Origin of the sequence: Treponema sp., assembly GCF_045657965.1 — a bacterium.
Lineage (GTDB): Bacteria > Spirochaetota > Spirochaetia > Treponematales > Treponemataceae > Treponema_D.
On sequence record NZ_JAZOUG010000211.1, the window covers coordinates 1 to 2,041 of the forward strand.

Consider the following 2,041-nt stretch of genomic DNA (forward strand, 5'->3'; position numbering starts at 1 on the left):
CCGACTTAACGAGTCTAAATCTCCTTCGCAGCGGAAGTTACTCGGCTTTTCGCACAGTTCGCGCACAATGTAGCCGCGGACATAAGATTTTCTGCTTTCAAAATCTTCGTTTATTACCCCGTAATTTCCAATCAGCGGAAAAGTCTGTGTTACAATCTGGCCGAAGTAGCTCGGGTCAGTTAAAGTTTCAATGTAGCCGGTCATTCCTGTTGTAAAGACTACTTCGCCCACTGTTTTTCCTTCGGCTCCAATGGAACTTCCTTCAAAAACTGTTCCGTCTGCAAGAATCAAATATGCACTGCTCATTTTATGTTCTGTCCTGTTTTATTTCTGCTTTTAGTAAGCCTTGTCATGCACTCCGGCAATTGCCCGTCCGCTTGGTTCGTCCATGTTTTTCCATGCTGCATCCCATTCGAGGGCTTTTGCCGTTGAACAGGCAACTCCCGCTTCGTGAGGAACACATTTTGCGGCGCTGTCACTCGGAAAGAGGCGGCTGTAAATTTCTCTGTAATAGTATTCTTCCTTTGTTTTTGGCGGATTTACAGGGAAGCGGTTTTCGCGGCGTGCAAATTCAGCATCAGATACTTTTTCTTCAGTCATTTTTTTGAGTGTGTCTATCCAGCTGTAGCCGACACCGTCAGAAAACTGCTCTTTCTGCCGCCATGCAATGCTTTCAGGAAGCAGGTCTTCAAAGGCTTTGCGTAAAATCCATTTTTCCATACGCTGTTTTCCGTCACCGAGTCGGATATTCATCTTATCGCTCGGATTCAATCCCATTGCAATGTCGATAAAATCTTTGTCCAGGAACGGAACGCGGCCTTCAACTCCCCATGCCATCAGGCTTTTATTTGCGCGCAGGCAATCGTAAAGGTGGAGTTTGCTCATTTTGCGTACAAGCTCTTCGTGGAATTCTTTAGCATCCGGTGCTTTGTGAAAATAAAGATAGCCGCCGAAAAGTTCGTCGCTTCCTTCGCCCGAAAGAACCATTTTAATTCCCATTGATTTGATTACGCGGGCTAAAAGATACATCGGGGTTGATGCTCTCACTGTTGTAATATCGTAGGTTTCAATGTGATAGATAACGTCCGGAAGGGCATCCAGTGCTTCCTGAATCGTAAAATGCACTTCGTGGTGAACGGTTCCGATATAGTCAGCGGCTTTCTGGGCAGCAATTAGGTCCGGACTTCCTTCAAGACCGACAGCAAAACTGTGTAACTGAGGCCACCATGCACTTTCACGGCTGTCAGTTTCAACACGTTTTTTAGAAAATTTCTGTGTGATTGCAGCGATTATTGAAGAGTCCAGACCACCGCTTAAAAGAACACCGTAAGGAACGTCACTCATAAGCTGGGCTTTTACCGCAGTTTCAAGGCCGTTGCGCACTTTTTCGATTACGGCAGGGTTAATGACTTCACCTTTTTCGTCCGTAGCCCGCGGATTGTTTTTAACTGCATCGTAAGATTCCCATCCGCGCTTGTACCAGCGGACAGGTTTTTCTTCTTCTGACCACAAATAAGACCCGTTCGGGAACTCTTCGATTGTCTGACATTCACCTTCAAGAGCTTTAAGTTCACTTGCCACATAGAAGCGGCCTGCTTTATCCCAGCCCTGATACAGAGGAATTACACCGATTTCATCACGTGCAATAAGGTAACTGTCTTTTTCAGAGTCGTAGAGGGCAAAGGCAAAAATACCGCTTAATTTTTCTATCATTGAAGAAAAGTCCGGCTCTGCATTTTTAGCTTCTGCATCAGCGATACATTTTTTGTAAAGAGGAATGATTACTTCGCAGTCACTTCCTGTTAAAAAATTGTAGTCAGAAAGTTCTGCTCGGAGGGCTTTGTGATTGTAGATTTCGCCGTTTGCCGCAAGAATGAGTTTTTTGTCATCGCTTATAAGCGGCTGTTTTCCTGAAAGCGGGTCAACAATAGAAAGGCGTTCATGGCTTAAAATTGCGTTTTCGCCTGTGTAAACTCCGCTCCAGTCAGGACCTCTGTGACGAATCTTTTTAGACATCTCCAGAACCTGTGAACGAAGCTCG

General features: G+C 45.3%; 2 protein-coding genes. Both read right to left on the reverse strand.

Going from position 1 to position 2,041, the window contains the following annotated elements; translation table 11 throughout:
• On the reverse strand, positions 1 to 306 hold a 306-nt coding region (locus ACKI5B_RS07745; protein WP_407427460.1), incomplete at its 3' end, for a carbamoyl-phosphate synthase domain-containing protein.
• Between the two features lie 30 nt (positions 307 to 336).
• Positions 337 to 2,041: asparagine synthase B (gene asnB, locus ACKI5B_RS07750; protein WP_407427462.1), on the reverse strand; the 1,705-nt coding region annotated here is incomplete at its 5' end.